The organism is Streptomyces sp. NPDC050619 (assembly GCF_040654815.1).
GTDB lineage: Bacteria > Actinomycetota > Actinomycetes > Streptomycetales > Streptomycetaceae > Streptomyces.
On the sequence record NZ_JBFAIR010000002.1, the window covers coordinates 376,971 to 403,186 of the forward strand.

Genomic DNA, 26,216 nt, shown 5'->3' on the forward strand with positions numbered 1-26,216 from the left:
TTTGACGACAGGACCGAGGCCGGCCTCCGCGCTCCTCGATGCACCCCCCGCCGCTTCACCGACGAAGCGATTCGACCGCCGCTCCGCGCTGCCCGGAGTACGGCCACGAAAGGCGAGCCCTTGCGTACCTCTCGTACCTCTCCCTCCCTCAGACGGACGCTGATATCCGTCGCCGCGGCGTCCGCCGCGCTGCTCACGGCGGCCTCCGCCTCGGTCGCCGTGGCCCAGGAGTCCGCCGCCCCGGACGCCGCCGCCGTCCCGGCGGCCCAGGCCGAGGCCGCGCCCGGCACCCCGGCCGAGCGCCTCATCGTCGGCTACAAGTCCGGTGCCGCCGAGGCCAAGTCGAACACGGCCGCCGCGGCCGACGCCGCGGCCAAGGGCAAGGAGGCCGGCGAGGACGTCGACTTCCAGCGCCGCCTCGGCACCGGTGCCGCCCTCGTCGACCTGGGCGAGCAGCTCAGCACCGCCGAAGTCGCCGGTGTCGTCGCCGAGTTCAAGGCCGACCCGCAGGTCGCCTACGTCGTACCGGACCGCCTGAACACCCCGAAGGCCGACCCGAACGACACCGAGTACAGCAAGCAGTGGGACCTGTTCGAATCCACCGCCGGCATGAACGTGCCCGGCGCCTGGTCGACTTCGACGGGCACCGGCGTGACGGTCGCCGTCATCGACACCGGCTACGTCGCCCACACCGACCTCGCCGCGAACATCGTCGCCGGCTACGACTTCATCGCCGACACCGCCGTCTCGGTGGACGGCAACGGCCGCGACAGCAACCCGGCCGACCCGGGCGACTACTACGCCGCGGGCGAGTGCGGCTCCGGCATCCCGGCCAGCGACTCCTCCTGGCACGGCACGCACGTGGCCGGCACCATCGCCGCCGTCACGAACAACAGCAAGGGCGTGGCGGGCATCGCGTACGGCGCGAAGATCTCCCCGGTGCGCGTGCTCGGCAAGTGCGGCGGCTACGACTCCGACATCATCGACGCCATCACCTGGGCGTCCGGCGGCACCGTCTCCGGTGTCCCCGCCAACTCCAATGTCGCCAAGGTCATCAACATGAGCCTGGGCGGCGACGGCGCCTGCACCTCGGCGACCCAGAGCGCCATCACCGCCGCCGTGAACCGGGGTACGACGGTCGTCGTGGCCGCGGGCAACGAGAACGACAACGTGGCCAACCACTCGCCGGGCAACTGCAACAACGTCATCTCGGTCGCCGCCACCAACCGCACCGGCGCCAAGGCCTCCTACTCCAACTACGGCGCCGGCGTGGACATCTCGGCACCCGGCGGCCAGACCAGCACCGGCACCGCCAACGGCATCCTGTCCACGCTGAACTCCGGCACCAAGACGGCGTCCACGGAGTCGTACGACTACTACCAGGGCACCAGCATGGCCACCCCGCACATCGTGGGCCTGGTCGCGCTGATGAAGTCGGCCAACACCTCGCTGACCCCGGCGCAGATCGAGACGGCCATCAAGAACAACGCCCGTGCCCTGCCGGGCGCCTGCTCCGGCGGCTGCGGTGCGGGTCTGGCGGACGCGGCCAAGACCGTGGCTGCCGTCAGCGGCGGTACGAGCACGGGGACGACCTTCTCCAGCACCACCGCCGTCTCCATCCCGGACAACGGCTCGGCGGTCGAGTCCTCCCTCGCGGTCAGCGGCCGCAGCGGCAGCGCGCCCTCGGCCCTCCCGGTCGGCGTCGACATCACCCACACCTACCGCGGTGACCTCGTCATCGACCTGATCGCGCCGGACGGTACGGCGTACCGCCTGAAGGCGGCCAGCTCCTCGGACTCCGCGGACAACGTCAACACCACCTACTCGGTGAACGCCTCCGCCGAGACGGCCAATGGCACCTGGAAGCTGCGCGTCCAGGACACTGCCGCGCAGGACACGGGCACCCTCAACGGCTGGAAGCTGACGTTCTGAGCGGTACCTCTTGAAGCGGCGGGCCGGCCGGTGCCGATGCGGCACCGGCCGGCCCGCCGTACGTACCGTCAGGCGCGGAACGCCGAGAGGTGGTCGCCCGCCCAGTCCCGGTAGCCCCGGGCCGGCCGGCCGAGCAGTTCGGCGAGCGTCGGGTCCACGCGCCCCTTCTTCCCGTCCCGACCCCGTGCGGCGCTCTCCAGGAGGGCATGGGCGACCGGGGCCGGGTAGCGTTCGAGCAGCCCGCGCAGCATCTGGTCTTCCGTCAACTCGACGAATTCCAAGGGCTGTTCCAGGAGTTCCGCGAGGATCTCCGTCTGCCGCACCGGACTGACGGCCTCGGGGCCGGTCAGCGGGTACGCCCGGCCCTCGTGGGCCACCGGATCCGTCAGGACCCGCACCGCCGCATCGGCGAGGTCCCGCGGATCGACGGTCGCGTTCTCCGCGTCGCCGTGGGGTGCCCGGACCACTCCCGACTGCCGGACGGAGCGGGCCCAGCCCAGGGTGTTGGACATGAAGGCGCGCGGCCGCAGGAAGGTCCACACCAGGCCCGACGCGCGCAGCAGCCGCTCGTTGTCACGCTGCCACTGTGTGATCAGGTCGGTGGCGGCCGGATCGGTCACCGCCTGGGCCGACAGTTTCACCACATGACGAACTCCCGCCACGCGGGCGGCCGTCAGGAAGTTCTCGTCGTGCGCGTGCGTCAGCGGATTCGCGGTGACCAGCAGCGCGGCCCGTACGCCGGTCAGCGCCTCGCGCAGGCTGCCGGGATCGTCGAAGTCCCCGCCCACGGCCTCGGTCCCGGGTCCCGCGAGGGGTGCCCGGCGCGGATCGCGGCTGAGCAGACGGACCGGCCCGGTGCCGGACAGACGCTCGGTCACCAGCCGCCCCACGGTGCCGGTGGCCCCCGTCACCAGGATCACGACGCGGCCGTGGTGGCGGAGAGGATACGGACGCCACGGTCGGCTTTGCTGTCCAGGCCCAGCAGCAGCCCCGGCACCGCGATGCTGGGCAGGATGTGGGACCACAGGACCGAGATCCGGTGGCTGAGGTCCGCCCGGTCGGTCAGCGCCCGCGACATCAGCTGGATGCCCGCGAAACCCCCCACCAGTAGCTCCACCGTGTCCCGTGGCTTCACCGTGGGCAGCAACTCGCCCTGGGCACTCGCCTGTTCCATGAGCACCGTCAGCCGCTCCGCCCACTGCCGGAACGGTCCGGTGTGGTCGACCCCGGGGGGCGTGGCCTGGTCCACCGTCAGCCGCACGCTGCCCCGCAGCAGGCAGTCCGTCAGCAGCCGCTGCCCGACGACGAAGGTCATGTCGATGACCTCCTGAAGTTTGCAGTGCTGTTCCGGCACCGTGCCGAACGGCACCTGCTCGTCCAGCACCGCCTGGGCCAGGGACTCCTTGGAGGAGAAGTGGAAGTACAGGGCGCCTTTGGTCACTTCGGCCCGCTCAAGGACCATGGCGATGGTCGTGGACGTATAGCCGTGTTCGTCGAAGACCGCGCCCGCCGCTTCCAGGATCGCTCTGCGCGTCCTGATGGCGCGCTCCTGCCGTGCCATGAGAGCCCTCCGCTGCGCCGAGTTGGCCGATTACCCGCGATCGTGTGCCGCAGAGGCCGATCATAGGGTGCCGCCGACTGATCTCATTGAAAACAAACCGGTCGCCTCGTACTCTAACGCTCACCGGAGTGGACGCTTCGCCGTCCGCCCATGGCTTCGGGGACCGTAGGGAGAGAGATGCCTCAACCGCGGCAACTTGCCGAAAGCCCGTCGATGACGGCGACCGTTCCTCGTCAACTCGTCCACCGCGCGGCCGTCGCGGAGACCTTCCTCACCGGGTGGCACCGGACGGCGGACGACCGGTTCTCCGTATCGGCGCAGTGGCCCCGTGGTCACGGTTTACACGTGTCGCCCGACCGGTCCGCCTACGAACCCCTGCTCGTCGTGGAGACGGTGCGGCAGGGCGGGACGCTGATATCGCACACCGAGTACGACGTGCCGCTGGACCACCACTTCGTGCTCCAGGAGTTCGACATCGTCACGTTTCCCCAGCACCTGGCCGTCGACGCGGTACCGGCCGAGGTGGTCGTCGAACTCGCCTTCACCGACGTCCAGTACCGGGGCCGCCGGCTGGCGGGCGCCCGCTACACGGCGGACGTCCTGCGCGGCGGGGAGTGCGTCGCGACCGCGCGCGTCGCGTTCACCAGTACCAGCGACGCCGTCTACCGACGGCTGCGCGGCGGTCGCACCCTCGCCACCGTCTCCGCCCTGCCGCTGCCGCCCGCGGTGCCGGCCGCCGCCGTCGGCCGCGCCCTGCCGGCTGACGTCGTCCTGGCCCCGGCCGACCGGCCGGGCCGCTGGCAGTTGAGAATAGATACCGCGCATCCCGTTTTCTTCGATCATCCGCTTGACCATGCCCCCGGCATGCTGCTCCTGGAGGCCGCCCGCCAGGCCGCCCGGGCACAGACCGCGGGGGCCCGGTCACCCGTGTCGTTCCGCATAGCCTTCCACCAGTACGCCGAGCTGGACGAACCCGCCTGGATAGAGGCGACGGACGGGAACGGCACCGACATACAAGTCGTGGGAAAACAGGGGGAGTCGACGGTCTTCGAGTGCACGGTCGGTACTGCGGCATGGTGAGCTATCGTGTAAGGGAGGTCAGAAACAAACGGCATGACCCGTTCTTTCCCGTCCCAGGAGTGTTCCGTCGATGCCGAGGCAAGTACGCGCCGAGCAGACCCGCGCGACGATCATCACGGCCGCCGCCGACCTGTTCGACCGGCACGGCTACGAATCGACCAGCCTGAGCGACATCGTCGAACACGCCCAAGTCACCAAGGGCGCCCTCTACTTCCACTTCGCGGCGAAGGAGGACCTGGCGCACGCCATCATGGAGCTCCAGTCCCGCGCCTCGCGCCAGATGGCGATGGAGACGGACGCCCGGGGCTACACCTCGCTCGAGGCGCTGATGCGTATCACGTTCGGCATAGCGCGGCTGTCCGTCGAGGACCCGATCCCCAGGGCCGGCCTCCGCCTGGCCACCGGGGGAGTGGAGGTACGTCCGCCGCTGCGGCACCCCTTCACCGAGTGGCTGGACCTCGCCTCCCGCAAACTCCTCGGCGCGGTCAAGGAGGCCGACCTCCATCCGGACACCGACATCGAGGCCGTGGCCCACGCCCTGGTCTGTTTCTTCGTCGGCACGCGCGTGGTGGGCCGCTCCCTCGAACCCGTGGCTCGTCAGCCGCGCCGGCTGGCCGAGATGTGGCACATGATGATCCGGGGGCTGGTCCCGGTACCCCGGCGCGCCCGCTATCTGACCCTCGTCGCCCAGCTGGAGCAGGAGATCAGGGCGGTGTGACGAGCGCGCTGACGGGTGGGGCACGCGAGATACCGTGAGGCGCATGCCCGACACCCCGCCCGTGCCCGTGATCCTCGGCAACGAACCCGGCTCCTTCCCCCACGGCGTGCTCGCCGAGCGGCATCCCGCCATCGTCCGGCAGGTGCGCGAGGCCTTCCCGTACGGCCCCGAGCAGCACCGCGCCCTCGACGCCCTGCTCGAAAGCTGCACGAAGGGCGTGATCGAGCCCCTCCCCGCCGACGCGTCCGACCGGGACCGCTGGGCGGCCTGGGGCATGGACGAGTACACCGGCCGATCCTGGTTCGACGTGCCCTGGCTCTGGTCCGAGAGCCACTTCTACCGCCGACTCCTCGACGCCGTCGGCTACTTCGGCCCTGGCCCCTGGCAGGGCATCGACCCCTTCCGGCCGTTCAAGCTCGCCGAGCTCGACTCGCGGGAGACGGACGAGGAACTGGCCGCACTCGACGACCTCGCCTCCCTGTCCACCGGTGAACAGGCGCAGTCCCTGCTGCACGGCTCCCTGTGGGGCAACCGCGCCGACCTCGGCTTCCGTCTCTCCGACGCCGGCGCCGAGGACCGGGCCGCGGCCCCGAGCCTGGTCGCCGACGACAGCGACACCCTCTGGTCGCTGCTCGCGGACGGCGGCACCCTGTGTGTGATCGCCGACAACGCGGGCCGCGAGCTGATCCCCGACCTCCTCCTCATCGCCCATCTCCTCGACCACGGGCGCATCCAGCGGGCCGTCCTGCACGTCAAGCCGTACCCCTACTACGTCTCCGACGCCACCACCGCCGACGTGGTCGACGCCCTGCGCCGGCTCACCCGGGCCCCGGGCCGGGCCGCCGACCACGGGCGCCGCCTGTGGTCCGCCATGGCCGACGGCCGCCTCACCGTCCGCGCCCACCCCTTCTCCTGCGCCCCGCTGCCGTACGCGCGGATGCCCGACGACCTCCGCGAGGAACTCGCCGCCGCCGCACTGACCGTCGTCAAGGGCGACCTCAACTACCGCCGTCTGGTGGGTGACCGCCGGTGGCCGCCGACCACGCCGTTCGCCGACGTCACCGCCCACTTCCCCGGCCAGGTCGCCGCCCTGCGCACCCTGAAGTCCGACGTGATCACCGGCCTCGACGCCGGCACGGAGGCCGCGTTGGTCGCCGCGGAGGGGCAGCGCTGGCGGACCAGCGGAACTCATGCGCTGGTCCAGGTCAGGCCGTGAGGAGGCGTTGCGCCACCGACCTCGAGGGCAGGAAGCTCGCCGTCGACGTCCTCAACAGCGTCCAGTCGCTGACCGTCAACGAGATCCTGGAGAAGCGGGGGAGCGGGCCGTCCCGTCTACCGGCAGATCGCCTTCCCGCGGATGGGGGCCGCGCTGGAGCGCGGACAGGTCGACGCCGTGCACGCGGTCGAGGCGCTGCGGGCGGAGGTGGGGCGGGCCGTTCGCACGCGGATCAGATGAGGCGTATGTCCTGCCACACCAGCCGGTGATCCGACGTCGGCACCGTCGTCCCGTTCCCCACCAGCCGGTACAGCGGGTCGTCGGACGTCGGCCGGAAGACGCCGTTCGCGCCCGGGACCAGACCTTGGGAAGGGAGGACGTGGTCGACGCGCGGATTGCCCGGGGCGGTGTCCCCGAAGTCTGCCGTGTCGTACGCCGGGTTCCCCGTGTGCGAGGTGTTCGCGCCGCCCTGGAGCCGGGCCGCCTCCACCCCGCCGCGCTCGCCGGAGGCGTGGCCGGCAGCCGCACCGCCGGGTGGTCCAGCAGCTGCTGCAGGACGTCGGGGTCGACGCGCTGGACGGTCTCGGCGGCGTTGCGCGCCTGGGCGTTGTCCGGGGTGGACAGGTCGGTGACGAGGGCGCCCTGGGCGGAGCGGTTCAAGGACGCGTTGAACGTGGCGAACCGGACGGCGCGGCTCGGCCGCTGGGGTTCGTTCTCGATTCACACGATGGTGTGATCATGTCCGGGCCCGTGGATGCCGTCGCGGGGCCCTGGGTAGGGCCCCGCCCATGACGCAGCAGCCTTTCGAACTCCCGCACTTCTACATGCCGTATCCCGCGCGGCTGAACCCGCATGTCGACGAGGCCCGCGCCCATTCGACGGTGTGGGCGCGCGACATGGGCATGCTGGAGGGGTCCGGAGTCTGGGAGCAGGCCGACCTGGACGCGCACGACTACGGCCTGCTCTGCGCCTACACACACCCCGACTGCGACGGGCCCGCCCTCTCGCTCATCACCGACTGGTACGTGTGGGTCTTCTTCTTCGACGACCACTTCCTGGAGATCTTCAAGCGCACCCAGGACCGCGCCGGCGGCAAGGCCTATCTGGACCGGCTGCCGCTGTTCATGCCGATGGACCTCGCCACCCCGATGCCCGAGCCGCAGAACCCGGTCGAGGCGGGCCTGGCCGACCTGTGGACGCGCACGGTGCCGTCGATGTCCGCCGACTGGCGCCGCCGCTTCGCCGTCGCCACCGAGCACCTGCTCAACGAGTCCCTGTGGGAACTGTCCAACATCAACGAGGGGCGGATCGCCAACCCCGTCGAGTACATCGAGATGCGCCGCAAGGTGGGCGGTGCCCCCTGGTCGGCCGGCCTGGTGGAGTACGCGACCGCCGAAGTGCCCGCCTCCGTCGCCGGGTCGAGGCCGCTGAGGGTCCTGATGGAGACCTTCTCCGACGCCGTCCACCTGCGCAACGACCTGTTCTCCTACCAGCGGGAGGTCGAGGACGAGGGCGAGCTCAGCAACGGAGTGCTCGTCCTGGAGACCTTCTTCGGCTGCACCACCCAGGAGGCCGCCGACCTCGTCAATGACGTCCTCACCTCACGCCTGCACCAGTTCGAGCACACCGCGCTCACCGAAGTGCCCGCCCTGGCCCTGGAGAAGGGCCTCACGCCGGACGAGGTGACCGCGGTCGCCAAGTACACCCAGGGGCTCCAGGACTGGCAGTCCGGCGGCCACGAATGGCACATGCGCTCCAGCCGGTACATGAACGCGCGAGCGCGGCCCACCAAGCCATGGCAGGGGGTGACCGGACCCGGCACCTCCGCCGCCGACGTCGGCGCACTGCTCGCCTCGGCCGGCGTCGAACGCCTGCGGGCCTACACGCACGTGCCGTTCCAGAAGGTCGGCCCGTCCCTGATTCCCGACCTGTACATGCCCTTCCAGTTGGAGCTCAGCCCGCACCTGCCCGGCGCCCGCCGGCGCCTCACCGACTGGGTCAACCGCATGGGCATCCTCCAGGAGGGCGTCTGGGACGAGGACAAACTCGCCGCGTACGACCTCCCGCTGTGCTCGGCGGGCCTGGACCCGGACGCGACACCGGAGGAGCTCGACCTCAGCTCGCAGTGGCTGGCCTGGGGGACGTACGGCGACGACTACTACCCGCTCGTCTTCGGCCACCGCCGCGACCTGGCCGCCGCCCGCCTGACCACGCACCGCCTGTCGGGCTGCATGCCGGTCGACGGCGAGGAGGCCGTCGTCCCGGTCAACGGCATGGAGCGCGGACTCGCCGACCTGTGGACGCGTACGACGGCGGAGATGACCCCCGACCAACGACGCACCCTCAAGGACGCGGTGGACGTCATGACCGAGAGCTGGGTGTGGGAGGTGTCCAACCAGATCCAGAACCGCATCCCCGACCCGGTCGACTACCTGGAGATGCGCCGCGCCACCTTCGGGGCCGACCTCACCATGGGACTGTGCCGGATGGGCCACGGCCCCGCTGTTCCGCCGGAGGTGTACCGCAGCGGACCGGTCCGCTCGCTGGAGAACGCCGCCGTCGACTACGCGTGCCTCCTCAACGACATCTTCTCGTACCAGAAGGAGATCGAGTACGAGGGCGAGATCCACAACGCGATCCTCGTCGTGCAGAACTTCTTCGGCGTCGACTACCCGACCGCGCTCGGCGTCGTCCACGACCTGACGACCCAGCGCATGCGGCAGTTCGAGCATGTCGCCGCGCACGAACTGCCCGTCGTGTACGACGACTTCGAACTCTCGGACGAGGCGCGCGAGATCATGCAGGGCTATGTGACCGATCTGCAGAACTGGATGGCCGGCATCCTGAACTGGCATCGCGAGGTCAACCGCTACAAGGCCGACTGGCTGTCCCGTCGCGCCCACGGCTTCCTTCCGGACCGGGCTCCCGCGGTGCCCGTGGGCTGACGCTCTCGGCGCGGGTCACACGGGCTGTCCTGTCGCCCGCGCCGCGTGCTCCACCGCCGCTCGCGCCAGCGCCCGGACGATCGGGTGCGGGCGCGAGCCGTCGCCGGACAGCTCCGGCTGGAACAGCGAGGCCAGGAAGAAGGGGTGGCCGGGCAGTTCGACGATCCGGACGTGACCGTCCTCGTCGTACCCGGAGAAGCGCAGCCCGTGCGCGCGCAGCGTGTCGAGGTGGCGGGAGGGGCCGTAGGCGCAGAAGTAGCGCTCGACCGTGCGCTCCGAGCCGATCACGGACTGGGCGAGCGAGCCCGGCTCGATCGCGACCACGCCCTCGTGACCCACGAGCGAACAGGCCAGCGGCTCGATGAGCGGGTCGTCGGCGTCGGGATCGTTCTCGGCGTGCGCCACCCGCGTCAGCCCGCACACATCACGGGCGTACTCCAGGAGCGCGTGCTGGAACCCGCCGCACGTGCCGAGGAACGGGATGCCGGCCACGCGCGCGGTGTGGATCGCGGCGAGCACACCGGCCTCACTTCGGTACGGGCTCCCCGGTACGACCCACACCGCGTCGAACCCGCTGACGGCGTCCTCGTCCCCGGCCTCCTCGGACGGGATCCAGTAGGCGTCGAGGACGAGCCGGTCGCGTGCGGCGAGGGCGTCGAGGAGGAGCGGGATGCGCGTGTGCGAGCCGACGTTGGGGGAGCGGTCGCCGACGAGGGCGAGGCGGGCGGTGGTGGAGGTCATGTCCTCATCCTGAGAGGCGCGGCCGGATCGCGTCCAACGATGATTTCTGCATCCTCGATAAGCCGAGCTGATGACATCCTGCCGGTCATGGACCCGCATCTCCTGCGCACGTTCGTCGCCGTCGCCCGCCTCGCCTCGTTCTCCGAGGCCGCGCGCGAGCTCGGTTACACCCAGTCGGCGGTGTCCCAGCACATCGCCGCGCTCGAACAGGATCTCGGCGCACCACTGCTCGGCCGCCGTCCCGTCGCGCCCACGGCCGCCGGCGAGCGGCTGCTGGAACACGCGGGCCCGCTGCTGCTGCGTCTGGAGGCGGCCCGCGCCGAAGTCGTACGGATGGCGGCGGCGCCCGAGCACGGGCTGACGCTCGCCGCCGCGCCGACAGCCCTCGGGTCGCGTGTCGTGGCGGCGCTTCCGGTCGCGGGCGTGACGGTGCGGGTGCTGCCCCGCGAAGCGATCCCGGCGGCCGTCGCCACCGGCACGGCGGACCTGGGCCTGGTCGACGGCCTGGCCGCGCCCAGCGACCCGCTGCGGCTGCCCGACGTGGCACCGTTGACCACGCACGGCGTGGGTGAGGAACCCGTGTGCGTCCTTGTGCCAGGCACCCATCCACTGGCCCGCCGCACCGGCCTGCGCCTCAGCGACCTCGCCGATGCCCGCTGGCTGGACGCGCCCGACGCGGGCCTGCCGCTCACCCAGCTTCGCGCGGCGAACGGCGGCCGCGGATTTCGCCCGGCCCTGCGCTACGAGGGCACGGACGTGCGGGTGCTGACCGCACTGGCCGCCGCGGGCCACGGCCTGACCGCGCTGCCCCGTTCCGCCGCCAGTGGCGTGCCGGGCGCGGTCGCCGTCCCGGTCAGCCGGCCGCGGGTCGTGCACCGGACGGAACTGGTGTACGCGGGCAGACCGGGCGGAGCCGCGGCGAGGCTCGCGGACGTGCTGGTGGAACGTGCGTGAGCCACGGGTTCACGGTCAGCCGTGCTGGTGGAACGTGCGTGAGCCACAGGTTCACGGTCAGTCTCACTCGTTCGTGGCTCGTCGGACGCCGGTGCCCCGGGTAGAGCACCAGCCGGAGGCGATTCATGGAACAGGCTGCGTTGCGTCCCAAGCCGATGCCCGGTCAGGAGCCCGGCGGCGGCCCCAAGCCCGGCCCCGCCCGGCGTCCGCATGCCGCGCGACAGCGCGGCCGACGGCTGAGAACCCTGCTGTTGGCGGTCTTCGCCGGGACGGTCCTGGTCCTGACCGGGGTCGGCCTCGGCACGGTCGGCGCCACGGTGATCGGCATGAGCAAACTCGCCGAGCTGCAACGGCAGGCGGGACAGCAGGCGGGGCAGCAATCGGGACAGGAGGCGGGGCAGGGGCCGCCGGGGACGCGGGGGAACGCGTCCGCGTCGACGTACGCCCGTCCCGGCACGGCGGCCTCGACATCGGCGCCCGCACCGGCCCCCGCGGGCGGCGCCACCCTCGGCCTGGAGGCCGTGGACGCCGAGAAGGTGGGCGCCCAGGTCGTCGGTGTCCATGTCCCCGGCCCGGGTTACTCGGCGGGCCTGGTCCGGGGCGATGTGCTCCTCGCGTTCGGCCGGACCCGCATCGACTCGGCCGCCGACCTGGCCCGCGCGGTCGCCGGTGCCCGCCCCGGCACGGAGATCGTTCTGACGCTGCGCCACAAGAGCGGCGGCTACCAGCAGTTGACGGTCGTCCCCGGGGTCGTCACGTGACCAGCCGGAAGTGACCGGTCAGCCGCTCCCGGTCCGCTCCTCGTCGTCCGGCACGGGGAAGGAACGGCTGTCCGCCGGGAGAGGTGGGGGTGGCCCCGCGAAACACGTGACAACTGGCTCGCGCGGCCCCCGCTGTCCGGGCAGGATGCTCCCCGTAGCCCTTTCGCCCGCTCAGGGAGGCCCGGATGACCGGTAGCACGCCCGCGCTCTTCACCGCCGACGACTACAGGGCCCGTATGGAGCGTGCCGCGCGAGCGGCCGCCGACGCCGGGCTGGCCGCTCTGCTGGTGGCGCCGGGACCGGACCTGGTGTGGCTCACCGGCTACGCGCCCCCCGCCGTCACCGAACGGCTCACCCTGCTGGTCCTCGCCCCCGGACAGGACCCCGTCCTCGTCGTCCCCGCCCTGGAGGCCCCGGACGCCGCGAAGGCGGTCGGCGCGCCCGCCCTGACCCTGCGCGACTGGACCGACGGCAAGGACCCCTACGCCGCCACCTCGGCCCTCCTCGACTCCACCGGCCGCTTCGGCATCAGCGACAACGCCTGGGCCATGCACCTGCTGGCACTGCACAAGGCGCTGCCCGGCAGCTCCTACGCCTCGCTCACCGAGGCCCTGCCGATGCTGCGTGCTGTGAAGGACGCGGCCGAGCTGGAGCTGCTGGCGGCCGCGGGAGCGGCCGCGGACGCGACGTTCGAGGAGATCCGGAAGGTTCCCTTCGCCGGCCGCCGCGAGTCCGAGATCGCCATGGACCTCGACCGGTTGCTGCGTCACCACGGCCACGCGGTGGTCGACTTCACCATCGTCGCCTCCGGACCGAACGGCGCCAACCCGCACCACGAGGCCGGCGACCGCGTCATCCGGCGCGGCGACATGGTCGTCCTCGACTTCGGCGGCCTCAGGGACGGCTACGGCTCCGACACCTCCCGCACGCTCCACGTCGGCGCCCCCACCGACGAGGAGCGCGAGGTCCACGACCTGGTGCGCGCCGCCCAGGAGGCGGGCTTTGGGGCGGTAGAGCCCGGTGTCGCCTGTCAGGAGGTCGACCGGGCCGCTCGCGCGGTCATCACCGACGCCGGGTACGGCGAGTACTTCATCCACCGCACCGGCCATGGCATCGGCGTCACCACGCACGAGCCGCCGTACATGATCGAGGGCGAGGAGCAGCCCCTCGTACCCGGAATGTGCTTCTCCGTGGAGCCCGGCATCTATCTGCCGGGCCGTTTCGGGGTTACGCATCGAGGACATCGTCACGGTCACCGAGAACGGCGGCCGCCGCCTCAACGACACGACCCGCGAGATGGTCATAGTGGACTGACGCGACACAGGAGCCCCTACCGCCTCACGAACGACAACGGCTTGCCCCATGACCCAGGCACCGACACCCACCGCGGAGACCGTCCGCCGACTGGTCCGTTCCCTGCTCAAGGAGAGAACGGACAGCGCGGACGGCACCGTCGGCACGTCCGGCGCGGACAACGCCGCCGGGCCCGAGCTCCGGCCCGTGACCGGGGGCCGCGAGCACTTCACCTGGTGGGTCGGCGCCCGTCATGTGCTGCGCCTCGCCCCCGACCGCAAGGCCGCCGCCCGCCTGCGTCGCGAGCTGCGCCTGCGCGACCTCGTACGCCCGCACCTGCCGGTCGCGGTGCCGACGAGCGTGGCGCACGGCGAGTGGGCTCCCGGGCTGGCCTACACCCTGGACACCAGGGTGCCCGACGGCTCGGGGGAGGAGCACGACGTGTCCGCCCTCGGCGAGGCCGACCTGGCCGCGCTGCTCACGGGGCTGCGCGAGGTACCGGTACGGCAGGCCGAGGCCCTCGGGGTGCCGCGGGTCGCCCCGCGATCCCTGGAGGCCCTGCGCCGGGAGGCCGTACGCGCCGCCGAACGCCTGGGCGCGGCCGACGAGTTCGACCCCGGCCGCCTCCTCCAGCTGGCGGCGCCGGCCGCGGTCCAGCTCGCCGCCCAGCCCGGCAGCGCGGTCCTCGTCCACCACGGCCTCACCGGCGAACACCTCGTGGTCAGCGCCGACGGCCGGGTGCGCGGTGTCCTCGACTGGTCCGAGGCGGCCGTCGGCGATCCCGCCGAGGACATCGCCGGCCTCGCGCTCGCCGTCGGCTCCCCGCCCGCCGTCCGCGCCGCCACCCTGGCCGGCTACGGCGCCCGCCCCTGCCTGCGCGGCCTCTGGCTCGCCCGCTGCGACACCGTCGTCCGCCTCGCCGCAGGCCTGGCGGGCCGCGACGACAGCCCCCTGCCGCTCCTGAGGACCCGACTGCGGCGCGCCTGGGAGGCGATCCTGCTGGAACGGGTCACGGAACTGCGGGACGGCGAGGCGGACGACGTCCTGTAGGCGGCCCGTAGCGGACATGAGCGCGTACGGCCGTACGGCCGTACGGCCTCCCGACGCGACCGTCAGTCCTGCAACAGCACCACGCACGACTCCCCGGGCATCTGGAGCATCCCGTGCGCACCGGGCGCCTCCACGGGCTCCCACGCGGCGAGCACGCGCGCGGGGCGGGTGCCGAGCGGGATGGCGGCCGGCTCCTTGGCGAGGTTCACGGCCACCCGGACGTCCCCGCGCCGGAAGGCGAGCCAGCGTTCCCGCTCGTCGTACGCCACCTTCGTGTCGGCGAGATCCGGATCGGTGAGGTCCGCCTGCTCGTGCCGCAGCGCGATGAGCCGGCGGTACCAGGCCAGCACGCGCGCGTGGGGCTCGCTCTCCGGCTCGGACCAGTCCAGGCAGGAGCGGTCGCGGGTCGCCGGGTCCTGAGGGTCGGGCACGTCCTCCTCGGCCCAGCCGTGCGCCGCGAACTCCCGCCGCCTGCCCCGCCGTACGGCCTCGGCCAGCTCGGGATCGGTGTGGTCGGTGAAGAACTGCCACGGCGTGCCCGCCGCCCACTCCTCGCCCATGAACAGCATCGGCGTGAACGGGGCGGTCAGCGTCAGCGTCGCCGCACAGGCCAGCAGCCCGGGCGAGAGCGTGGCGGCGAGGCGGTCCCCCTGGGCGCGGTTGCCGACCTGGTCGTGGGTCTGGCCGTAGCCGAGCAGCCGGTGCGCCGCCACGCGCGAACGGTCCAGGGGGCGCCCGTGGCGCCGGCCCCGGAAGCTCGAATAGGTGCCGTCGTGGAAGTAGCCGCCCATGAGCGTCTTGGCGACCGACGCCAGGGGAGCGCGCGCGAAGTCGGCGTAGTAGCCCTGGGATTCGCCGGTCAGCGCGGTGTGCAGGGCGTGGTGGAAGTCGTCGTTCCACTGCGCGTGCAGACCGAGGCCGCCCTCCTGGCGCGAGGTGACCAGCCGCGGGTCGTTCAGGTCCGACTCGGCGATCAGGAACAGCGGGCGGCCGAGGTCGGCGGCGAGGGTGTCCACGGCCGTCGACAGCTCTTCCAGGAAGTGGCACGCGCGCGTGTCCGCCAGCGCGTGCACCGCGTCCAGGCGCAGCCCGTCGATGCGGTAGTCGCGCAGCCAGGCCAGCGCGCTGCCCAGCAGATACGCCCGCACCTCGTCCGAGCCGGGCGCGTCCAGGTTCACCGCGGAGCCCCAGGGGGTGTGGTGCGTGTCCGTGAAGTACGGGCCGAAGCGAGGCAGGTAGTTGCCCGAGGGGCCCAGGTGGTTGTGCACCACGTCCAGGATCACGCCCAGACCGAGCTCATGGGCCCGGTCGACGAAGCGTTTCAGCGCCTCGGGGCCGCCGTACGGCTCGTGCACGGCCCACATCGACACCCCCTCGTATCCCCAGCCGTGCCGCCCCGGGAAGGGGCACAGCGGCATCAACTCGACGTGCGTCACGCCCAGTTCGACCAGGTGCCCGAGCCGCTCGGCGGCCGCGTCCAGGGTGCCCTCGGGCGTGTACGTGCCCACGTGCAGCTCGTACAGCACCGCTCCGGGCAGCGCGCGGCCGGGCCACTCGGCGCGCCACGCGTACCGCTCGTGGTCGACGACCGCGCTCGGCCCGTCCGGGCCCTCCGGCTGCCGGCGCGAGCGCGGGTCGGGCAGCACGGGACCGTCGTCCAGCGCGAAGCCGTACCGCGTGCCGTCGCGCGCCTCGGCCTCCGTCCGCCACCATCCGGCGCGTTCCGGATCACGCTCCAACGCGCGCGTGGCGCCCTCGCAATGGAGCGTCACACGATCGGCCTCTGGTGCCCACACCTCGAACTGCACGGACGGTTCCCCTTCGTCTGCTCACCGTGATGTAGCCCGTCCATGGTGCGTCAAAACGCGATCAACGCGCGATCAATACGCGATCAATGCGTCGATGAGTCCGTCCCGTTGCGGCAGGTGCCGTCGGGCACACGCGCGTGGCGGCCGTTCCCGCGTTTTCTGGACACCCGGCGTTCACTGCCCGACAATCACGAACGTGACGTCGTCCTTCGAGTTCAACACGTACCCCGCGCGGCTGTCCGACGCGGAGCGCGACAGGGCGCTGAAGGTGCTCCGCGACGGCGTCGCCCTGGGGCGTCTCTCGCACGACACGTTCATCCGGCGCATGGAACTCGCGCTCGCCGCCCGCCGGTCCGACGAGCTCGCGGCGCTCACCGCCGACCTGCCCACGGAGAGCCGCGTCGCCCGCCTGGTGTTCGGCACCGTCGAGGCCGTCTCCGGCTTCACCGTACGGCTGCGCAGGGCCTGGCAGGCCGAGCGGCTGCCCAAGCTGCTGCTGCCGCACCCCGGCGACGGCTACCCGCTGCACATCGGCCGCGACCCCGCCAACGGGCTGCGGCTGACCCACGAGACGGTGTCCCGCGTGCACGCCGAACTCAGGCGCCAGGGCGGTATGTGGGTCCTGCGCGACCTCGGCTCCACCAACGGCACGACGGTCAACGGGCGACGGGTCATCGGTGCCGCCGTCGTCCGCGAGGGCGACCAGGTCGGCTTCGGTCAGATGGCCTTCCGGCTCGCCGCCACCTGAGCCGGACGACCGGCCGCGACTGAGCCGGACCTTAGGGCCTGTCCGGCGGACAGGCCCTAGCTCTGGCCTTGATTTCACGCGCTGCTGTGGCTGAAATCCCTTTCCTCTTCACGGTGTTGACGTACTGGTCAACTCGTGACTGACTGTGCGTACACCATGCACACCAGGTGAATCGACGGCACCACATGTGGAGGTGTGCCCTGCCGCCACTCCTCCGCTACCCCACCGTCGACGAACTCGGCACCCGGGCGGCCGCGCTGGCCGCCCGTCACCCCGGGGACGCCCGGCTGCGCCGGGTGGGCACCTCCCGCGCGGGCACGCCCCTGTGGCTGCTCTCCGTCGGCCACGGCAGCCGCCAGGCCCTCGTCGTCGCCGGACCGCACGCCAACGAGCCCGTGGGCGGCGCCACCGCCCTGCGGCTGGCCGAACGGGCCCTCGCCGACCCCACGCTCACCGCGGGCGCCGACGCCACCTGGAACCTGCTGCTGTGCATCGACCCCGACGGCCTGCGCCGCAACGAGGGCTGGCTGCACGGCCCCTACACCCTCGGCCGCTACTTCCGGAACTTCTTCCGGCCCGGCTTCCTGGAACAGCCGGAATGGCTGCCCGACGGCGCGGCCGGCGCCGTACTGCCCGAAACCCGCGCCCTGCTCGACCTCCAGGACGAGCTGCGGCCCTTCTTCCAGTGCTCCCTGCACGGCGTCGACGTCGGCGGCGGCTTCGTCGAGCTCACCCGCGACCTGCCCGGCCTCCCGGCGCGCGTCGCGCACACCGCGGCCCGCCTCGGCATACCGCGCGAACTCGGCGCGTACGACACCCTGTACTGGCCGACTCTGGGGCCCGCCGTCTACCGGATACCGCCGCCCCGGCGAGGCGACCTCGCCGCCGCGATCACCGAGGCCGCCGTCGAGTCGACCTGGTTCCACCCGCACCGGCACGGCACGGTGACCGCCGTGGTCGAGGCGCCCATGTGGGGCGTGAGCGCGGTGGAGGACGGCAGCCCGCCCACCGACCCGGCCGCCGCCCTGCGCACCGTGAGCCACACGCTGCGCCACGACACCCGGCTCCTGGAGCGGCTCCTCGCGCGGATCCGGCCCCATGTCTCGGCCGCCCCGGACGTGGCGCGCCTGCTCGCCCCGGTCGAGGACTATTTACTGGTCTGCCCCGGCCTCGCCGACGCGTGGGACCCCGACATTCCCGACGGCTCGCGCCCGCTGCCGCCCCTGAGCACCGCCCACCTGGCCGCCCTGCGCATCGCGGGACGACGGCTGGCCCTGCGTACGGCGGGGCTGCTGCACCAGCTCGTGACGCGGGCCGGCACCGACCCGGCCGGTGCGCTGCCGGAGCTGGACCGGCTGGTCGACGAGTGGTGCGCCGACTACCGCGACGGCTGCGGGGCGCGCTGGATCCCGGTCGCCCGCCAGGTCGAGTACCAGTCGCGGGTCGTGCTCGCCGCGTTCGACCTCGCCGGGCGAAACGCGCCCGCGTGCTCCCGTTCGGGTGAGCCGGGGTGGGGTTCCGGGGCCGCCGTGCCGATGCATCGGGAATGACGCACACCACCACACCGCATGCGGTACGGGCCGCCCTGCCGGCCGCGGCCGCCCTCCTCCTCGCCACCGCGGTCCCGGCGCACGCCGCGCCCCGGGAGGCCGCCCGGGGCGACTGGCTCTTCGTCACGGTCACCACGGGCGACGCCCGCTCCAGCGACATGCGCGGCACCCTGCTGCTGTGCGACCCGCCCCAGGGGCACGGGCGCGCCGCGGAGGCCTGCGCACAGCTGGAGACGGCCGCCGGTGACATCCCCGCCCTGTCGACCGAGGACACCTACTGCCCGATGGTCCACGCGCCGGTGACCGCCCACGCGTACGGGGAGTGGCACGGGCGGCCGGTCGACTACACGGAGACCTTCTCGAACAAGTGTGTGATGGGGGCGCGGACAGGAGCGGTCTTCGCGCTGGACGGCTGACCCTCATGCCCTCATGCCGTCATGCCGTCATGCACAGCCCTCATGCACAGCCCTCATGCCTCGTGCCGGTCGCGCGCGTGCAGCGCCGCCGAGACCACCGTGCGGGCCTGATGCTCGACCTGGTGCTCCAAGGGCACCCAGCGGGCCCGGAAACGCTCCGCGAAGGCCTCGCTCCAGGTCGCGACGAGCCGTTCGAGGCGCGGCGCCGCCCGGTCGTCGGTCTCCCGCAGGACGCGCAGCACCATGGCCGCCGCCCGCAGCGGCAGCCGGCGTCCGAACGCGTCCACGCTGCCGACGTACGCCCTGGTGTGGTCGGTGGGCGGGGTGAACATCCAGTCCGCGGCCAGCCCCGGCACCAGTTCCATCCCCCACCTCGCGGCCCGCAGCAGCGGGCCGTCGAGATCCCGCAGCCGCGGCAGCGCGTCGGCGAGCACCCGTTCCACCTCCCGCGTGTCCCGCATCAGCCGGCCGGCCAGCTGTCGTATCGCCGCCGCCGGGGCCGGATGCGGCGCCGGATCGTCCACCAGGTCGCTCGCCCACATCGGCACCTCGACGACCGCGGTCAGGCCGCCGTACCGGTGCACGTGGTACCAGGTGCTGTGCCGCGCGTCGTCCGGCATGCTCGGGTACGCGGCGTCCGCGTCGGGGGCGGGCATCACATGCACCCCGGGCCCGGCGGCGGGCCAGCCCACCGCGTCCGAGGCACCCGTCTCCACCGGGATGTGCAGCTCCGCCGCGGACTTGGCGAACGGCTCCGCGAGACCCGGGACGTCCTTCGTCAACTGCACCCAGCTGCCGCCCAGATCGGTGCCGTGCAGGGTCACCTGGAGGTAGGGCCGCAGCTCGTCGATGACGCCGGTCAGCACGCGGGTCTCGGGCGGCAGCCGGTCGGGCGGCACCAGTGACGGCGACCACTCGGGCTGCTCGGGTCCCGCGGGCCGGTAGAAGCCGAGGTGGTAGTCGAACAGACTGCGCGGCGCCGGGGTGACATGCAGGCTCGCCCCGTCGGGGTCCGCGCACAGCAGGAAGTGCCAGGACGTGCCGGTCCGCAACTCCCGCTCGCACAGCACGCGTTCGGCGACCGCGAGGAGTGTGGAGCCGCCGGTCGGTTCGTTGGAGTGGGCGCCCGCGACCACCAGCACGGCACGTCGGGCACGGCCCACGGACAGCAGATGGAGGGGTCTGCCCGCCTGGGAGACGCCCACCTGTCTCAGCGTGCACACGCCGGGTCTGTGGGCGGCCAACGCCCGGGCAGTCGCGAACATTTCGGACACCGTGGGGTACCGCAGATCCGGCAGGAGACTCACCCCCGTCACTTCCGCCCGGCTTGGCCATCGCAGTACCCCATGCTCTCGTTGACGTGTCAAGGACTCCACGGGGGAGGCTCCAGGGGGCGCTCAGAAGCATTCACCGCCGGCGGGTGGGGACATTGGTGCCGGCGGGGTTGCCGGTGTCCGGGTGGACGGGGTGGCGGGCCGCGGCCCGCGCTGCCGGTGGCCGGAAGAGCGCGTCGTCGTTCGTCACCACGCGCCGGCCGTCCGGTACGAGCCCCGGGAGCACACGCGGGCGCGAGCCGGTCGCGAGGGCGATCCCACGGCGTACGGCGAAGTCGTACACGCCCGGCTCCGCGGTGCGGACGGGTGAGCCTGATCATCACGGCCGTCTGGCCCCGGATGGTCATGCTCAATAGCCTTGACAGGATTGTCCGTTGCCCCAACAAGGGAGTCTCATGGCCACGGCGCAGCAAGTCCCCGACATCCTTTCGCCTCAGTTCGCGGCGAATCCGTACGCGGCCTACCGCATGATGCGCGAGAGTGCTCCGCTGATCTGGCACGAACCCACCCAGAGTTACATCATCTCCCGGTATGAGGACGTCGAGCGTGCCTTCAAGGACAAGGAGTCGGTCTTCACCACCGACAATTACGACTGGCAGATCGAACCGGTGCACGGCAAGACGATCCTCCAGCTCAGCGGCCGTGAGCACGCGGTGCGGCGCGCGCTGGTGGCGCCCGCCTTCCGGGGCAGCGAGTTGCAGGAGAAATTCCTGCCCGTCATCGAGAACAACGCGCGCGAACTCATCGACACCTTCCGCGACGCGGGCTCGGCCGAGTTGGTCGGTCAGTTCGCCACCCGATTCCCCGTCAACGTCATCGCCGACATGCTGGGCCTGGACAAGGCCGACCATGAGAAGTTCCACGGCTGGTACACCTCGGTCATCGCCTTTCTCGGTAATCTGGCGGGCGATCCGGAGGTCGCGGCGGCCGGTGAGCGCACGCGTCAGGAATTCGCCGCCTATATGGTCCCGATCATCCGCCGGCGGCGGGACAACCTCGGCGACGACCTGCTGTCGGCTCTGTGCGCGGCCGAGGTCGACGGCGTACGGATGAGTGACGAGGACATCAAGGCCTTCTGCAGCCTGCTGCTCGCGGCCGGTGGCGAGACCACGGACAAGGCCATCGCCAGCATCTTCGCCAACCTCCTCACCCACCCCGAGCAGCTGGCCGCCGTACGCGCGGACCGTGGCCTGATCGACCGGGCGTTCGCGGAGACCCTGCGCTACACCCCGCCCGTCCACATGATCATGCGTCAGACAGCGGCCGAGGTCTCCCTCAGCGGCGGCACCATTCCCGCCGGCGCGACTGTCACCTGTCTGATCGGCGCGGCCAACCGCGACGCAGCGCGCTACGCCGACCCCGACACCTTCGACATCTTCCGCGACGATCTGACGACGACCCGCGCGTTCTCCGCGGCCGCCGATCATCTCGCGTTCGCGCTGGGCCGGCACTTCTGCGTCGGCGCGCTGCTGGCCAGGGCCGAGGTCGAGACAGGCGTCAACCAGCTCCTGGACGCGATGCCCGACCTCCGCCTCGACGACGATGTCCTGCCCACCGAGGAGGGTGTGTTCACCCGCGGCCCGGCCCGGCTGCCGGTGCGGTTCACTCCCGCTTGAGGCCGGCCGCGCCAGCGGGTGCTCAGGAGGACAAGGGGGCGGGCGTGAACTGCACGGGCAGCGCGGTCAGCCCCCGCATCCACACCGAAGGGCGCCAGGTCAGCTCCTCAGGCTCGACGGTGAGCACGATGTCCGGCAGGCGCTCGAGCAGCGCGTCGATGGCCGTACGGGCGATCACGTCGGCGAGGAGCGGAGCGGGGTAGGGACAGCGGTGCTCCCCGTTGCTGAAGGACAGGTGGGCCGAGTTCGCGGCGGCGCCGAGATGGCCCTCGGGCCAGATCTGCGGGTCGGTGTTGGCCCCGGCCAGCCCCAGGACCAGACAGTCGCCCTCGCGGATCTGGCGACCGCCGAGCTGGGTGTCGCGCACGGCCCAGCGGCCGATGAAGTTCTGCGTGGGGGTGTCCAGCCACAGCACCTCGTTGAGGGCCTCGCCCACGCTGAGCCGGCCTCCGGAGAGATCGAGGGCGAACCGGTCGTCCGTCAGCAGCAGCCGCAGGGTGTTGCCGATCCAGTTCGCGGTGGGCTGCTGGGCCGCGGCGATGACCGAGATCAGGTCCTGGACGATCTCCTCGTCGCTCAGCCCGGCCGGATCGGTCAGCATCCGCGAGGTCACGTCCGCGGCCGGCCGTGCCCGCCTGTCCTTGACCAGCTGCTGGATCCGCGCCCCGACCCTGCCGTAGGCGGCGACCGGATCCTCGCCCTCGGCCGCGTCCAGGGACATGCGCAGGTCGTCGACGAGTTCGTCGGTGTCCGTGCCGGAGACCGGCATGCCGCACATCTGCACCGCGGCCCGCATCGCCAGCGGGTGCGCGAAGTCGGCCTTCAGATCGGCCGCGCCGCTGCCGACGAAGCGGTCGATGAGCACATCGGCGATCTGGCGGCAGCGCGCCTCCAGTTCGAACTGGTCGACCCCCTCCAGCGCGTCGCTGATCACACCGGCCCGCCGGTGGTGTTCCGCCCCCTCGGTGAACAGCACCGACGGCTGGTATCCGACGAACGGCAGCAGCGGCCAGTCCGCGGGGATGGAATCCCAGGCGTTCCAGCGCCGCGAGTCCCGCGCGAACAACTCGTCGTGGCTGGTGACGAAGTGCACCTCGGAGTAGCCGAGGACCAGCCAGGCAGGGATGCCGCCGTCGAGCAGGACCGGCGCGACGGAACCGTGCTCCTGCCGCAGCTTGCGGTACAACCGGTCCGGGTGCTGCTGGTATTCGAGGCCGCCCAGCGGCACGGCCCCGGGATGCACGGGGCAGCCCGCGGCGGCGGACCGGGGCGCGGGGGAGGAGGTCAGCGGGTCGGTCATCGTGTCAGCTCCCGGGCCGTGGACAGCTTGTACAAGTGGTTGACGAGAGTGACCAGCACGTCTTTGCCGGACGACCGTCGGCGCGCATCGCAGTCGATCACCGGTATGTCGTCGGAGAGTGACAGCGCCTTGCGGATCTTGTCCAGGGAGTGCGCGGGGGCACCGTCGAATCGGTTGACGGCCACCACGAACGGTGTGCCGTGCTGTTCCAGCCGGTCGATGGCGTACCAGGAGTCGGACAGGGAACGGGGGTCGATCAGGACGACCGCGCCGAGTGTGCCGCTGAAGAGCCGGTCCCACAGAAACCAGAAGCGTTCCTGGCCGGGGGCGCCGAAGAGATACAGCACCAGCTGGTCGTTGAGGCTGATCCGGCCGAAGTCGAACGCCACGGTGGTCGTGGTCTTCCGGCCCGTCCTGGGAGGCTCGTCGATGCCGACGCCGGCCTGCGTCATGATCTCCTCCGTGCTCAGCGGCCGGATCTCACTGACCGAGCCCACCAGCGTCGTCTTGCCCACGCCGAAGCCGCCGACCACGACGATCTTCAGTCCGGTGTCGGCGGCCGGTCCGAGTGGCGTGCGGGCGAGGGGATCAGAGGTTTTGCAGTCCATCGAGAACCTGCTTCAGAAGAGCGGAGTCGGGCAGTTCGGCACGGTCGGGTGCCGCGCGCGGATGACGGGCGGTGATCTTCCGCGTCGCGAGGAGGTCACTGAGGAGGATCTTCACCACGGTCACCGGCAGGGCCAGTTCCGCCGACAGCTCCACCACCGCGGTCGGATGCCGGCACAGCCGAAGGATCTGAAGGTGCTCCGACTGCATGCCGGGAACCGGCTCGCACTCACTGACGATCAGGGTGACCAGGTCGAAGGAGTCGTCGTCCACCCGATGCCGACCGCCGGTGACCATGTAGAGCCGGTCGGGATCACCGGTGTCGACGGGCCGCCGGGTCATGACTCGGGGTTCTCCGGCAGCGGCGAGCGCGGCGCGGCACTGAGGTGGTCGGCCAGCTGTTCCACCATCTCGTTCATACGGTGGCCGACCACGCCGGGATCGGTGGTCTCGTCCGCGACCACGGCCAGGTGCGCCCCGTCACCGGCCTCGATGATGAACAGCAGGCCACCGTAGAACTCCGTCATGGACTGCCGTACTCCGCCGGAGCCGTCGCCGAACTCGAGCGACGCTCCGTGGGCCAGGCTCTGCATGCCCGACGCGATGGCCGAGAGCTGATCGGCCTGGTCCACGCTCAGCCGCTCGCTCCAGCACAGCTTCAACCCGTCCTTCGAGAGGACGAGCGCGTGCTGGGCGCCGGGGGTCCGGGACAGCAGGTTCTCCAGCAGCCAGGTCAGGCTGCGATCTGTCGTCTGCATCGTGGTCGTAGCCGGCCGGCCGAATGAGCGGCCGGGCAGGCTGTCTCCAATCTCGAAGCGGGGAGGGAGCCAATACCTCGGAGGTCTACGAAGCCCCGTAGGTCTACGGAGCCGTAGGTCCGTCCTCGGTGAACTGGCCCTGGCTTGCCTGGCGGAAGGCGCGAAAACGGCTGCCGGTGTCGCCGGAGGAACGCGGCGGGGCCGCCGGGGGCGCCGCCGGGCGGGTCTGACGTCGCGAAGCCGCGGCGAGGGTCGCGCCGGGAGCCCGCTGGGGCAGGTCTTCGATCGCCTCGGCCTGCGCCGCCGGTGCCGGGGCGTTCTCCGGGGCGGTGTCCCGAGCGGGCTCTCTGTCTGCCATGTCCGCGCCGGCCTCCCGATCCGTGGACGCGCTCGTCTCCTCGGATGTCAACGCGGTGGGAGCGGCGGCAGCGGGTGCGGTCGCCCCGGTGGAACCGTTGCCGCGCTGCTGGGCGAGCAGTTGCTGCGGGATGAGCACCACGACGCCGGTGCCGCCGCGCGAGGAGGGCCGGTAGGTCACGGTCATGCCGAACTTACGGGCCAGGAAGCCGACGACGGGCAGACCCAGGCGGGTGCCTTGCAACGACGCCAGGTCCGTGTGCTTGCCGGACACCGCCTCCTCGGCCCGCCGCAGGGCGCCGTCGGACATCTGCATGCCGCCCTCGACGGTCACCACGATGCCCGCGATGCGCTCCTCCGCGTACACATGCACCTCGTCGATGGGCGGCGAGAAGCTCGTGGCGTTGTCCATGAGTTCGGCCAGCAGGTGCATGACGCCCTCGGCCGCGTACCCGGCGATCGCCGCGGTGCTGGTCGAATGCAGCCGTACGCGCCGGAAGGCGGCGATCCGGCCCACCGCGCCGCGCAGGATGCTCTCCATCACGATGGGTTTGGGCCATGCCCTGCTGGACCGCCCGCCCACCAGCAGGGCCAGACGGTCGGCCAGCAGGCCCAGTTGCGAGGTGCTGTGGTCGAGCTTGAGGAGGTCTCCGAACACCTCTTCGCTCTGGCCGTGGCGTTCCTGCATCCCCCGCAGGTCGGCGAGAATGGCCGTCGCCGTCGCCTGCACCCGGCTCAGGGCCTTCGCGCTGGCCGCCATCGTCGCCGCGCTGCGGCGCTCACTGGTCGCGAACTCGGTGATGACCGTGCCCTGAAGCTCCCTGAGCCGGGTGTCGACCGGCTGGAGAACCTCCATCCGTACGGTCTGAGCCGAGGATCCCTGGCGCAGCCGCTCGAACGCCTCCGGCAGCATGACCTTGACCAGGTCCTGGACGTCCGCCGTCCACTGCTCCAGTCGCTCCTTGGCCGCGGTGCTGTCGGCGACCGCGGCAGCGGTGCGATCCTCGCTGGCGGCCAGCGAGGTGGCGAACACGTGCAGCAGCCGCTGGAGTTGAGCGTCGGCGGGTGAACGGACCTCCGTGAGCGCGGCGTCGACCGAGGCCCCGTCGTGCAGATGCCTCGCCACCGTCGGCACGGTGACGTTCGCGAGCTGGGCGCTGTCCGTACTGACCTGTGCCGAGTGGGCTCTCAGCTGCTCGGATTCGGCGCGCACGGCCGCCAGACGTTTGGCGTTGCGCCGCACGAGCGAGGTGATCACCGCCGTGAGGATCACCATGCACGTTCCGGCCACGGCCGCCGTCGCACCGACCCAGGCCCTGGCGGCCTCCGGCGCCACGGCGGCCACCACCACGCCGGCGACGGCGATCACCAGCGCGGCCAGGGCGACGGCGAGAGCTGCCCGACGGGCCGCGGGAACCGCTGGAGGAGGGGAAGTTAAGGGAACTGACATCAATCGGTCCTCTGAGCTCAGG

Annotated in this window: 24 protein-coding genes and 1 pseudogene; 13 read left to right on the top strand and 12 right to left on the bottom strand. The window is 72.0% G+C overall.

Annotated features, from left to right (window positions below; all coding sequences use genetic code 11):
* Nucleotides 1-120: 120 nt before the first annotated feature.
* The gene (locus AB0I77_RS04720; protein WP_363280879.1) at nucleotides 121-1,932 is read left to right on the top strand and encodes a S8 family serine peptidase; all 1,812 of its coding nucleotides are present in this window, start codon (nucleotides 121-123) and stop codon (nucleotides 1,930-1,932) included.
* Between the two features lie 68 nt (nucleotides 1,933-2,000).
* Here the strand turns inward: AB0I77_RS04720 and AB0I77_RS04725 are convergent, their stop codons facing one another.
* Entirely contained in the window at nucleotides 2,001-2,852 is an 852-nt protein-coding gene (locus AB0I77_RS04725; protein ID WP_363280880.1) for an SDR family oxidoreductase, read from the bottom strand.
* Nucleotides 2,849-3,493, bottom strand: a complete 645-nt coding sequence (locus AB0I77_RS04730; protein WP_363280881.1) for a ScbR family autoregulator-binding transcription factor — start codon at nucleotides 3,491-3,493, stop codon at nucleotides 2,849-2,851. Before AB0I77_RS04730 ends, AB0I77_RS04725 begins: the two co-directional genes overlap by 4 nt.
* A 213-nt stretch (nucleotides 3,494-3,706) precedes the next feature.
* Here AB0I77_RS04730 and AB0I77_RS04735 point away from each other — a divergent pair, with 213 nt between their 5' ends.
* The 3 genes from AB0I77_RS04735 to AB0I77_RS04745 all read left to right on the top strand — a co-directional run bounded on the left by AB0I77_RS04735 (nucleotide 3,707) and on the right by AB0I77_RS04745 (nucleotide 6,507).
* A complete protein-coding gene (locus AB0I77_RS04735; protein ID WP_363280882.1) occupies nucleotides 3,707-4,573 on the top strand; it encodes a ScbA/BarX family gamma-butyrolactone biosynthesis protein in 867 nt (288 codons plus the stop codon).
* 70 nt (nucleotides 4,574-4,643) lie between these two features.
* Entirely contained in the window at nucleotides 4,644-5,291 is a 648-nt protein-coding gene (locus tag AB0I77_RS04740) for a ScbR family autoregulator-binding transcription factor (protein WP_363280883.1), read from the top strand.
* Between the two features lie 43 nt (nucleotides 5,292-5,334).
* Nucleotides 5,335-6,507, top strand: a complete 1,173-nt coding sequence (locus AB0I77_RS04745) for a damage-control phosphatase ARMT1 family protein (protein WP_363280884.1) — start codon at nucleotides 5,335-5,337, stop codon at nucleotides 6,505-6,507.
* Between the two features lie 232 nt (nucleotides 6,508-6,739).
* Here the strand turns inward: AB0I77_RS04745 and AB0I77_RS04750 are convergent, their stop codons facing one another.
* On the bottom strand, nucleotides 6,740-6,997 hold the full coding sequence (locus AB0I77_RS04750) for a hypothetical protein (RefSeq protein WP_363280885.1): 258 nt from the start codon (nucleotides 6,995-6,997) through the stop codon (nucleotides 6,740-6,742).
* A 298-nt stretch (nucleotides 6,998-7,295) separates the two neighbouring features.
* Between AB0I77_RS04750 and cyc2 the strand changes: the two genes are divergently transcribed.
* Entirely contained in the window at nucleotides 7,296-9,452 is a 2,157-nt protein-coding gene (gene cyc2 / locus AB0I77_RS04755) for a germacradienol/geosmin synthase Cyc2 (RefSeq protein ID WP_363280886.1), read from the top strand.
* A 15-nt stretch (nucleotides 9,453-9,467) separates the two neighbouring features.
* Here the strand turns inward: cyc2 and AB0I77_RS04760 are convergent, their stop codons facing one another.
* A complete protein-coding gene (locus AB0I77_RS04760; RefSeq protein ID WP_363280887.1) occupies nucleotides 9,468-10,193 on the bottom strand; it encodes a hypothetical protein in 726 nt (241 codons plus the stop codon).
* An 87-nt stretch (nucleotides 10,194-10,280) separates the two neighbouring features.
* On the opposite strand from AB0I77_RS04760, the gene AB0I77_RS04765 reads away from it, so the two are divergent.
* The 4 genes and pseudogenes from AB0I77_RS04765 to AB0I77_RS04780 all read left to right on the top strand — a co-directional run bounded on the left by AB0I77_RS04765 (nucleotide 10,281) and on the right by AB0I77_RS04780 (nucleotide 14,251).
* A complete protein-coding gene (locus AB0I77_RS04765; RefSeq protein ID WP_363280888.1) occupies nucleotides 10,281-11,147 on the top strand; it encodes a LysR family transcriptional regulator in 867 nt (288 codons plus the stop codon).
* Nucleotides 11,148-11,272: 125 nt separating this feature from the next.
* On the top strand, nucleotides 11,273-11,908 hold the full coding sequence (locus AB0I77_RS04770) for a PDZ domain-containing protein (RefSeq protein WP_363280889.1): 636 nt from the start codon (nucleotides 11,273-11,275) through the stop codon (nucleotides 11,906-11,908).
* A gap of 185 nt (nucleotides 11,909-12,093) precedes the next feature.
* A pseudogene (locus tag AB0I77_RS04775) lies at nucleotides 12,094-13,222 on the top strand (aminopeptidase P family protein).
* 48 nt (nucleotides 13,223-13,270) lie between these two features.
* Complete coding sequence (locus tag AB0I77_RS04780; protein WP_363280890.1) at nucleotides 13,271-14,251, top strand: aminoglycoside phosphotransferase family protein; 981 nt, start codon at nucleotides 13,271-13,273, stop codon at nucleotides 14,249-14,251.
* A 62-nt stretch (nucleotides 14,252-14,313) separates the two neighbouring features.
* Here AB0I77_RS04780 and treZ read toward each other — a convergent pair whose 3' ends face one another.
* Nucleotides 14,314-16,059 carry a malto-oligosyltrehalose trehalohydrolase gene (treZ, locus tag AB0I77_RS04785; RefSeq protein ID WP_363280891.1) on the bottom strand — a complete coding sequence of 582 codons (1,746 nt, stop codon included), beginning with the start codon at nucleotides 16,057-16,059 and terminating at the stop codon, nucleotides 14,314-14,316.
* A gap of 196 nt (nucleotides 16,060-16,255) precedes the next feature.
* Between treZ and AB0I77_RS04790 the strand changes: the two genes are divergently transcribed.
* From AB0I77_RS04790 to AB0I77_RS04800, 3 genes are all read left to right on the top strand, one after another.
* Nucleotides 16,256-16,807: a DUF1707 and FHA domain-containing protein gene (locus AB0I77_RS04790; protein WP_363280892.1), complete on the top strand. Its 552-nt coding sequence runs from the start codon at nucleotides 16,256-16,258 to the stop codon at nucleotides 16,805-16,807.
* Nucleotides 16,808-16,992: 185 nt separating this feature from the next.
* A complete protein-coding gene (locus AB0I77_RS04795; RefSeq protein WP_363281146.1) occupies nucleotides 16,993-18,357 on the top strand; it encodes a M14 family zinc carboxypeptidase in 1,365 nt (454 codons plus the stop codon).
* Nucleotides 18,354-18,773 carry an SSI family serine proteinase inhibitor gene (locus tag AB0I77_RS04800; protein ID WP_363280893.1) on the top strand — a complete coding sequence of 140 codons (420 nt, stop codon included), beginning with the start codon at nucleotides 18,354-18,356 and terminating at the stop codon, nucleotides 18,771-18,773. The genes AB0I77_RS04795 and AB0I77_RS04800 overlap by 4 nt, the downstream gene beginning before the upstream one ends.
* A gap of 53 nt (nucleotides 18,774-18,826) precedes the next feature.
* On the opposite strand, the gene AB0I77_RS04805 is transcribed toward AB0I77_RS04800, so the two are convergent.
* A complete protein-coding gene (locus AB0I77_RS04805; protein ID WP_363280894.1) occupies nucleotides 18,827-20,080 on the bottom strand; it encodes a M14 family zinc carboxypeptidase in 1,254 nt (417 codons plus the stop codon).
* A 100-nt stretch (nucleotides 20,081-20,180) separates the two neighbouring features.
* Entirely contained in the window at nucleotides 20,181-20,390 is a 210-nt protein-coding gene (locus AB0I77_RS04810; protein ID WP_363281153.1) for a hypothetical protein, read from the bottom strand.
* Between the two features lie 112 nt (nucleotides 20,391-20,502).
* On the opposite strand from AB0I77_RS04810, the gene AB0I77_RS04815 reads away from it, so the two are divergent.
* Nucleotides 20,503-21,723: a cytochrome P450 gene (locus AB0I77_RS04815; protein WP_363280895.1), complete on the top strand. Its 1,221-nt coding sequence runs from the start codon at nucleotides 20,503-20,505 to the stop codon at nucleotides 21,721-21,723.
* A 22-nt stretch (nucleotides 21,724-21,745) separates the two neighbouring features.
* On the opposite strand, the gene AB0I77_RS04820 is transcribed toward AB0I77_RS04815, so the two are convergent.
* The 5 genes from AB0I77_RS04820 to AB0I77_RS04840 form a co-directional block, all read right to left on the bottom strand.
* The gene (locus AB0I77_RS04820; RefSeq protein WP_363280896.1) at nucleotides 21,746-23,023 is read right to left on the bottom strand and encodes a cytochrome P450; all 1,278 of its coding nucleotides are present in this window, start codon (nucleotides 23,021-23,023) and stop codon (nucleotides 21,746-21,748) included.
* Nucleotides 23,020-23,631, bottom strand: coding sequence for an ATP/GTP-binding protein (locus tag AB0I77_RS04825; protein WP_363280897.1), 612 nt, complete (start codon nucleotides 23,629-23,631; stop codon nucleotides 23,020-23,022). The genes AB0I77_RS04820 and AB0I77_RS04825 overlap by 4 nt, the downstream gene beginning before the upstream one ends.
* Nucleotides 23,612-23,971 (bottom strand): DUF742 domain-containing protein, encoded by a 360-nt coding sequence (locus AB0I77_RS04830; protein ID WP_363280899.1) that lies wholly within the window; start codon nucleotides 23,969-23,971, stop codon nucleotides 23,612-23,614. The genes AB0I77_RS04825 and AB0I77_RS04830 overlap by 20 nt, the downstream gene beginning before the upstream one ends.
* Nucleotides 23,968-24,387, bottom strand: coding sequence for a roadblock/LC7 domain-containing protein (locus AB0I77_RS04835; protein ID WP_363280901.1), 420 nt, complete (start codon nucleotides 24,385-24,387; stop codon nucleotides 23,968-23,970). The genes AB0I77_RS04830 and AB0I77_RS04835 overlap by 4 nt, the downstream gene beginning before the upstream one ends.
* Before the next feature lie 103 nt (nucleotides 24,388-24,490).
* Nucleotides 24,491-26,194, bottom strand: a complete 1,704-nt coding sequence (locus tag AB0I77_RS04840) for an ATP-binding protein (RefSeq protein WP_363280902.1) — start codon at nucleotides 26,192-26,194, stop codon at nucleotides 24,491-24,493.
* Nucleotides 26,195-26,216: the final 22 nt, after the last annotated feature.

What these genes read in the sequence shown, in the direction of transcription:
- AB0I77_RS04730 (WP_363280881.1), bottom strand. Translation starts at nt 3,493, where the DNA reads ATGGCACGGCAGGAGCGCGCCATCAGGACGCGCAGAGCGATCCTGGAA.
- AB0I77_RS04735 (WP_363280882.1), top strand. Translation starts at nt 3,707, where the DNA reads ATGACGGCGACCGTTCCTCGTCAACTCGTCCACCGCGCGGCCGTCGCG.
- AB0I77_RS04740 (WP_363280883.1), top strand. Translation starts at nt 4,644, where the DNA reads ATGCCGAGGCAAGTACGCGCCGAGCAGACCCGCGCGACGATCATCACG.
- AB0I77_RS04745 (WP_363280884.1), top strand. Translation starts at nt 5,335, where the DNA reads ATGCCCGACACCCCGCCCGTGCCCGTGATCCTCGGCAACGAACCCGGC.
- cyc2 (WP_363280886.1), top strand. Translation starts at nt 7,296, where the DNA reads ATGACGCAGCAGCCTTTCGAACTCCCGCACTTCTACATGCCGTATCCC.
- AB0I77_RS04760 (WP_363280887.1), bottom strand. Translation starts at nt 10,193, where the DNA reads ATGACCTCCACCACCGCCCGCCTCGCCCTCGTCGGCGACCGCTCCCCC.
- AB0I77_RS04765 (WP_363280888.1), top strand. Translation starts at nt 10,281, where the DNA reads ATGGACCCGCATCTCCTGCGCACGTTCGTCGCCGTCGCCCGCCTCGCC.
- AB0I77_RS04770 (WP_363280889.1), top strand. Translation starts at nt 11,273, where the DNA reads ATGGAACAGGCTGCGTTGCGTCCCAAGCCGATGCCCGGTCAGGAGCCC.
- AB0I77_RS04780 (WP_363280890.1), top strand. Translation starts at nt 13,271, where the DNA reads ATGACCCAGGCACCGACACCCACCGCGGAGACCGTCCGCCGACTGGTC.
- AB0I77_RS04795 (WP_363281146.1), top strand. Translation starts at nt 16,993, where the DNA reads ATGTGGAGGTGTGCCCTGCCGCCACTCCTCCGCTACCCCACCGTCGAC.
- AB0I77_RS04800 (WP_363280893.1), top strand. Translation starts at nt 18,354, where the DNA reads ATGACGCACACCACCACACCGCATGCGGTACGGGCCGCCCTGCCGGCC.
- AB0I77_RS04815 (WP_363280895.1), top strand. Translation starts at nt 20,503, where the DNA reads ATGGCCACGGCGCAGCAAGTCCCCGACATCCTTTCGCCTCAGTTCGCG.
- AB0I77_RS04820 (WP_363280896.1), bottom strand. Translation starts at nt 23,023, where the DNA reads ATGACCGACCCGCTGACCTCCTCCCCCGCGCCCCGGTCCGCCGCCGCG.
- AB0I77_RS04825 (WP_363280897.1), bottom strand. Translation starts at nt 23,631, where the DNA reads ATGGACTGCAAAACCTCTGATCCCCTCGCCCGCACGCCACTCGGACCG.
- AB0I77_RS04830 (WP_363280899.1), bottom strand. Translation starts at nt 23,971, where the DNA reads ATGACCCGGCGGCCCGTCGACACCGGTGATCCCGACCGGCTCTACATG.
- AB0I77_RS04835 (WP_363280901.1), bottom strand. Translation starts at nt 24,387, where the DNA reads ATGCAGACGACAGATCGCAGCCTGACCTGGCTGCTGGAGAACCTGCTG.
- AB0I77_RS04840 (WP_363280902.1), bottom strand. Translation starts at nt 26,194, where the DNA reads ATGTCAGTTCCCTTAACTTCCCCTCCTCCAGCGGTTCCCGCGGCCCGT.